Consider the following 6,494-nt stretch of genomic DNA (forward strand, 5'->3'; position numbering starts at 1 on the left):
CGGGCCAGCGGCTCGCGTTCGCGGGCGGCGGCGATCTCCCCGGCCGGCCGGTAATGCTGCACGTCGCCGCTGTAGTGGCCGACCAGGCGCTCGGTCATGGCCTCCACGATGGACGGGCCGGAGCCCTCGCGGGCGCGGGTGACCGCCTCGGCGACGGCCTCGGCGACCGCGTCCGGGTCGTTGCCGTCGACGACCCGGCCGGGGATCCCGTACCCGGCGGCGCGCTCGGCGAGCTGTCGGATGCGGACCATGTCCTCGATGCGGGACATCTCCGAGTAGACGTTGTTCTCCACCACCAGGACCAGCGGCAGGTCGAGCACGGCGGCGAGGTTGATCGCCTCGTGCACGTTGCCCTGGTTCATCGCGCCGTCACCGATGCTGACCACCGAGACCGCGCCGCTGCCGGTGCGTTGCGCGGTGAGCGCGGCACCGGTGGCGATCGGTACGCCGGCGCCGACGATGGAGTTCTCCCCCATGAACCAGCGTCCGGGGTCGGAGAGGTACGGCGAGGCGGCCCGGCCGCCGTTGACCGCCGAGTCACGACCCATCATCTCGGCGAACAGCCCGGTCATGTCCACGCCCCGGGCCAGCGCCCAGCCGTGCCCCCGGTAGGTCGCGGTCACGTGGTCACCGTCGCGCAGCGCGCGGGCGGCACCGACCGGGATCGCCTCCTGACCGTTGCACAGGTGGATCGAGCCCGGGATCTCGCCGTCGTCCTTGAGGGCGGCCAGCCGCTCCTCGAACCGGCGGATCCGGGCCATCGCCCGGTAGTCGTCCGGCAGACCCATCACACCCCCATAGATGAATTAGAGCCCTATTCCGGCTCGTTCGGATTGGAGCCTAGACCAGGGACATCATGCTATGGAAGAGTGCATGAGCAAGTTTGTGGCCGTTATAGGGCTCTAATTTGGGGGCAGCATGGAGATCACCGCCGTCGAGTCGGTGGTGCGGGGCGACGCGCACTTCGTCGCGGTGCACACCTCGACCGGACTGGTCGGCGTCGGACAGTCCGCCTGCTGGGGGTATCCGGGAGCGGTCCACGCGGTCGTGGAGGCGTTCCGTCCGCACCTGCTCGGCGCCGACCCGAGCCGGATCGAGTACCACTGGCACCACCTGTACCGGATGGGACCGTTCCGGGGATCGGTGCTCACCGCCGCCGTCTCCGCGATCGACCTTGCGCTCTGGGACCTGCTCGGCAAGCGTCTCGGCGTACCCGTCTGGCAGTTGCTCGGCGGTCGGGTCCGCGACCGGATCCGCCTGCACCTGCTGCTGCCCGGCACCGGCGCGCAGGACCTCGCCGCCCAGGCCGCGGCGGCGGTCGCCGACGGGTTCACCGCGGTGAAGTTCGACCCGCTGCCGGCGGACTACGGTGACCTGTCGCTGGCCCGACTGGTCACCGACACCGAGGCCACCACCGCCGCCGTCCGCGACGCGGTCGGATCCGACGTCGACCTGCTCATCGAGCTGCACCGCAAGCTCACCCCGTTGCAGGCCGAGGCGGTCGTCCCGGCGGTCGGTCGGCTGCACCCGCTGATGGTCGAGGACGCGATCCAGATCGACAGCGTCAGCAGCCAGGCTGAGCTGAGCCGCCGCGCGCTCGGGGTGCCGATGGCCAACGGCGAGCGGCTGCACACCATCTGGGAGTTCAAGGAGCTGCTGGCGCAGGGCGGGGCCCAGTACGTCCGGCCCGACCTCGGCCTGGCCGGCGGCATCAGCCACGCCCGTAAGATCGCCGCGCTGGCCGAGTCGTACCACGCGGCGGTGGTCAGCCACAACTGCCTCGGACCGCTGCTCACCATGGCCTCGGTGCACCTGGACACGGCGATCCCGAACTTCGTGACCCAGGAGTACTCCCCGCTCGACGACACCCTCGCCGACGGTCCGGCGCGGGCCTGCGTGCGCCGCGAGGGCGGCTTCCTGCCCATCCCCGAGGAGCCCGGCCTCGGCGTCACCCTGGACCTCACCGACGAGACCCCGCTGGACCTGACCGGCCGTCCGCTCACCCGCATCCCCCACCGCGCCGACGGCTCCATCGCATACGCCGTCTAGACGCATGTAAGGAGGGGTCCCCTGCTATACACGAGGCGTTAGCAGGGGACCCCTCCTTACATCCGACGGCCGGGATGGTGGAAGACGGGATACGCCCACAGCGGCTCGCCGTCGGCGTCGGCGATCTCGGCGAACAGGTGCGACAACGACGCCGTCCAGCGCGCCTGCACCTCGGAGGCGCCGGTGACCCGGCCGGCGTGCGCGAAGCCCCACCGGGTCCGCAGCACACAGATCAGCAGCAGACCGTGCCGGTAGATGTGGTAGTCGTACACGCCCGCCTCGTCGAGCAGGGCGGCCATCTCCGGCCACAGCTCGACGTGCCGGCGCTCGTACTCGGCCTCCGCCCCGGGACGCAGGCGGTACAGGTGGCACACCTGCACTCCCGGCCCACGGGCCGGTCCCGCCCCCGATCCGGTGCCGGGATCGGGGGCGGGACCGGGGTGACCCGCGCCCGGACAGTGAGGAGTATCCGGGTCGGGCCGGTCGGCCGGTGTGCTCACTTGCCGGAGCCGGCGAGCGCACCGGAGACGAGTTGGCGCTGGAACACCAGGTAGATGATGAGCACCGGGAGCAGGGCCACGATCAGGCCGGCGCTGACCAGCGGCACCGACACGTCGTACTGGCCGCTGAGCAGGGAGACGCCGACCATCAGCGTCTTGGAGTCCGAGCCGCCCATGATGACCAGCGGCAGCAACAGGTCGTTCCACATCCAGACGAAGTTGAAGATGGCCAGCGCCGCCAGTGCGGGGGTGGCGATCGGGGCGAGCAGCCGGAACAGGATGGTGAAGTGTCCGGCGCCGTCGACGCGGGCGGCCTCGATCAGCTCGTCGGGCACCTGCTGGAAGTAGCCGGCGAGCTGGTACGTGCCCAGCGGCAGACCGAAGGCCGCGTACGCCAGGATCAGGCCCTGGTACTCCCCGGACATGCCCAGGTCCAGCACGGTCTGGTAGAGCGGGTAGATGATCGCCTGACTGGGGATGGTCAGGGTGATGATGATGAACAGGAAGACCAGCTTGCCGCCCCGGAAACGCAGCTTGGTCACCGTGTACGCGATCAGCATGGCGGCCAGCACCGACAGCACCAGTCCGCCGACCGTGGTGATGATGGAGTTGAACAGCAGTCGGGGCATGTTCATCCGCTTGAACGCCTCGACGTAGTTCTCGAAGGTGATCCCGGCCGGCAGTCCGAGCGGGTCCCGGGCGAACCCGGTCTGCGTCTTGAGCGAGCTGACCACGGTGAACAGCAGCGGGTAGAGCGCCGCCACCGCGACCACCACCAACGCAAAGACCAACAGGTAGCGCCCGATCTGGGCGGAGTGTCGCCGGTTCATCGCGGCTTCCGGGTCCCCTCTTTGAACATGTGCCGCACGCTGAAGATCGACAACACGGCGACGAAGACGAACAGGGCGATGCCGATGGCCGAGCCGTACCCCCGGTCGAGGAACTGGAAGGTGGTGAGGAAGACCAGGTACTCGGGGAGCATGGTGGCGTTGCCGGGGCCGCCCTGGGTCAACGCGTAGATCAGCGGGAACAGCCAGATCAGCACGCCGGAGGCGCAGAGCACGCTCCAGTACGCCACGGTGGGGCGCAGCATCGGCACCACGACGGAGTAGAGGCGCCGCCAGAAGTTGGCCCCGTCGAGGTACGCGGCCTCCAGCACCTCCTCGGGGATGGTGGCGAGCCCGGCCAGGTAGGTCATCACGCCGAGGCCGAAGAAGCTCCACAGGGCCACCGCGACGAGGGAGAAGAGCGCGCTGTTCTGCCCGTTGAGCCACTCGATGGCCAGCGGCTCCAGCCCGACGGCGCGAAGCAGGGCGTTGATCGGTCCGTCCGGGCTGAGGATCTGCCGGAACATGATGCCGACCACGATGGGCGCGATGGTGTACGGGACGAAGTAGACGGCCCGGAAGAACTTCCAGCCCGGTGCCCGCTGGTGGATCAGCACCGCCAGCACGAGTGGCAGCACGATCCAGACCGGCAGGGTGGCCACCACCAGCAGGGCGTTGCGGAAGCTGGCCAGCACCACCGGGTCGTCGAACATCCGGGTGTAGTTGTCCCAGCCGGCGAAGGAGCTGTCGCCGAACCCGCTGGAGGATTCGAAGCTGGTGATGACGCCCCGGATCAGCGGCACCAGTTTGAAGGTGACCGCCAGGGCCATTCCCGGCAGGACCAGAAGGGCGCCGAGCCACCATTCCCGGGCGTGCCGGGGTCGCCGGTTGCGGCGTACCGGCGGGGGTGGGTTCGTCGCGACGGCCGAATCGGCGGCCGACGCGGTGGAGATGCTCATCGGGCTGTCCTCCCCGGAGGCTGGCGGGTGGGGTGGCGCCCGGCCACCCCACCCGGTGCGACTAGTTGCCCTGCTTCTTCGTCGGGCTGCGCTCCAGCGCCTGCTGCATCTGGTCGGCCCACTTGTCGACGGTGAGCTGACCGAGGGTGATCTGCTGCCAGCCTCGGGCCAGTGCGTCGGCCTCCGGGCCGGAGAGCATGACACCGGCGTGCAGGGTCGGCTCGGCCACGAACTCCTGGATCTTCTTGAAGGCCGGCGACGAGGGCAGCAACGCGGGGTCGACGTTCTTGTTGAGCGGCTGACCCTTGGCGTGCTTCACCCAGAGCTCGCCGTTCTCCTTGCCGGCCAGCCAGGTGATGAACTCCAGGCCGGCTTCTTTCTTCTCGCTCCACTGCGTCACGCCGTAGACGGCGCCCTCGATGCCGGAGAACTTCCCGGCCAGCGGCGCGGACTGGTTGATCACCGGCCACCGGGTGACGCCGAGCTTGTCGTCGCCGAGGGCCTTGCCGAACGCCTCCCAGTTCACCGCGTCGGAGATGATGGTGCCGGCGAAGGCGGCGTCACCGCGCTGGAAGATGTCCGCGCCGTCGGGCAGCATCGTGATCGACGGTGCGTTCTTGTTCGTCCAGCCCTTGGTGGTGATCTCGGCGAGCTTCTCCAGGACCTGGACCAGCTTCGGGTCCTTCCAGGACAGCGTGCCGGCGAGCAGGCCGCGGATGTCGTCCTCGGTCAGGTAGTTGCGGGCGATCTCCGGGAAGTCCCAGTACGCCGGGAAGGTGCCGGACAGCCCCAGCGCCAGGCAGGTCTTGCCGGAGTTCTTGATCGCCTCGCAGGCGGTGCCGAACTCGTCCCAGGTGGCCGGCGGGTTCTCCGGGTCCAGCCCGGCGCCGCGCAGCACGTCCTTGTTGAAGTAGAGGACGTTGCCCTGGTAGGAGAAGGGCACGCCGAAGCAGGCCTTGCTGGTGTCGAAGCCCTCGCAGGCGCCGCTGTAGGTGACCAGGTTCTTGTTGATCTCGGCGGCCCGGTCCCCCAGTGGCACGTACGCGCCCCGCCGGTCGAACAGCTCCAGTCCGGCGTTGTTCGCCATCACGTCCGGCCCGGACTGCGAGGTGATGTACGGCCCCTGCACCTCCGGGTACTTGTCGAACGGGACCGACTGCAGGTCCAGCTTGATGTTCTGGTGGCTGGCCTCGAAGGTGGTCTTCACCTGCTGCCAGTACTCGGAGCCGCCCGGCTCCCAGGTGAGCACCTTCAGGGTGACCGGGCCGTCGGCGGCGTCGCCACCGCCCCCGCATCCGGCCAGCATCGCGGCGGTGGCCACACCGGCGGCGAGAACGCCGGTCAATCTACGTCGAAACATCGGCGCAAGCTCCTGTCAGGAGAGGGGTTCGAGGGAGGAGATCCGACGGGGTTCGCCACCGGCGGCGGCGCTGTCGGCCATGGCCGTGGCGACCTGCACCACGTGCAGTCCGTCGGCGAGCGGGACGACCGCCGACGACTCGGTGCCGGTCACCTGACCGACGAAGTGGCGTAGTTCGGCGGCGAGCGCGCCGCCGCCGTCGGCCGGCGAGAGCAGCCAGTCCGGCGCCTCGGTCCGCTCGGCCTGGACGAGCAGCGTGGGGTGGCCGAGGTCGACGTGGGCGACCCCGTCGGTGCCGTACACCTCGACCAGGTCCGAGGTGTGGTTGGGCGTGGTGTCAGGTAGGAGATAGCTGTTGCGGATCGACGACACGACGTCGTTGGCGTGCCGAAGCTCCGCCCACACCAGGACCGGCGAGGCCGGTCCCGGTCGGGTCCGGGCGGTCGCGCGGACCTCGACCACGGGCGACTGGGCGTACCAGATGGCCAGGTCGACGTCGTGCACGGCGGTGAGCAGGGCCGGGTGCTCGTCGGGGAAGAGCCGGCTGAGTGCGCGCGGCCGGTCCCGACGGGAGGAGACGGCCAGCACCTGGCCGAGCCGGCCGGCGCGGACCGCGTCGTACAGCGCCCGGTGCGGGGCGCTGTGGCGCAGGATGTGTCCGGGCTGGCAGAGGACCCGGTGGGTGCGGGCCGCCGCGACGATCGCGGCGGCGTCGGCGACCGTCGCCGCGAGGGGCTTCTCGACCAGGACCGGCACCCCGCCGGCGAGCAGCGCGACCGCGACCTGTCTCATATACACA

Annotated in this window: 7 protein-coding genes; 1 reads left to right on the forward strand and 6 read right to left on the reverse strand. The window is 70.0% G+C overall.

All coding sequences use genetic code 11. From position 1 onward, the window contains the following. Positions 1-788 (reverse strand): thiamine pyrophosphate-dependent dehydrogenase E1 component subunit alpha (locus tag EYA84_RS23560; RefSeq protein ID WP_131055417.1); only part of this gene is annotated, 788 nt, incomplete at its 3' end. Between the two features lie 130 nt (positions 789-918). On the opposite strand from EYA84_RS23560, the gene EYA84_RS23565 reads away from it, so the two are divergent. Beyond that, positions 919-2,049, forward strand: coding sequence for a mandelate racemase/muconate lactonizing enzyme family protein (locus EYA84_RS23565; RefSeq protein ID WP_131055419.1), 1,131 nt, complete (start codon positions 919-921; stop codon positions 2,047-2,049). A 56-nt stretch (positions 2,050-2,105) separates the two neighbouring features. On the opposite strand, the gene EYA84_RS23570 is transcribed toward EYA84_RS23565, so the two are convergent. The 5 genes from EYA84_RS23570 to EYA84_RS23590 form a co-directional block, all read right to left on the reverse strand. After that, complete coding sequence (locus tag EYA84_RS23570; RefSeq protein ID WP_161595024.1) at positions 2,106-2,423, reverse strand: L-rhamnose mutarotase; 318 nt, start codon at positions 2,421-2,423, stop codon at positions 2,106-2,108. Between the two features lie 122 nt (positions 2,424-2,545). Continuing rightward, positions 2,546-3,379, reverse strand: coding sequence for a carbohydrate ABC transporter permease (locus EYA84_RS23575; RefSeq protein ID WP_131055423.1), 834 nt, complete (start codon positions 3,377-3,379; stop codon positions 2,546-2,548). After that, positions 3,376-4,335 carry a carbohydrate ABC transporter permease gene (locus EYA84_RS23580; protein ID WP_131055425.1) on the reverse strand — a complete coding sequence of 320 codons (960 nt, stop codon included), beginning with the start codon at positions 4,333-4,335 and terminating at the stop codon, positions 3,376-3,378. Before EYA84_RS23580 ends, EYA84_RS23575 begins: the two co-directional genes overlap by 4 nt. A gap of 61 nt (positions 4,336-4,396) precedes the next feature. Further along, positions 4,397-5,695 (reverse strand): ABC transporter substrate-binding protein, encoded by a 1,299-nt coding sequence (locus EYA84_RS23585; protein ID WP_236145924.1) that lies wholly within the window; start codon positions 5,693-5,695, stop codon positions 4,397-4,399. Between the two features lie 15 nt (positions 5,696-5,710). Continuing rightward, on the reverse strand, positions 5,711-6,494 hold a 784-nt coding region (locus EYA84_RS23590), incomplete at its 5' end, for a Gfo/Idh/MocA family protein (RefSeq protein WP_131055426.1).

The organism is Verrucosispora sp. SN26_14.1, from assembly GCF_004307965.1.
Lineage (GTDB): Bacteria > Actinomycetota > Actinomycetes > Mycobacteriales > Micromonosporaceae > Micromonospora.

What these genes read in the sequence shown, in the direction of transcription:
- EYA84_RS23565 (WP_131055419.1), top strand. Translation starts at nt 919, where the DNA reads ATGGAGATCACCGCCGTCGAGTCGGTGGTGCGGGGCGACGCGCACTTC.
- EYA84_RS23575 (WP_131055423.1), bottom strand. Translation starts at nt 3,379, where the DNA reads ATGAACCGGCGACACTCCGCCCAGATCGGGCGCTACCTGTTGGTCTTT.
- EYA84_RS23580 (WP_131055425.1), bottom strand. Translation starts at nt 4,335, where the DNA reads ATGAGCATCTCCACCGCGTCGGCCGCCGATTCGGCCGTCGCGACGAAC.
- EYA84_RS23585 (WP_236145924.1), bottom strand. Translation starts at nt 5,695, where the DNA reads ATGTTTCGACGTAGATTGACCGGCGTTCTCGCCGCCGGTGTGGCCACC.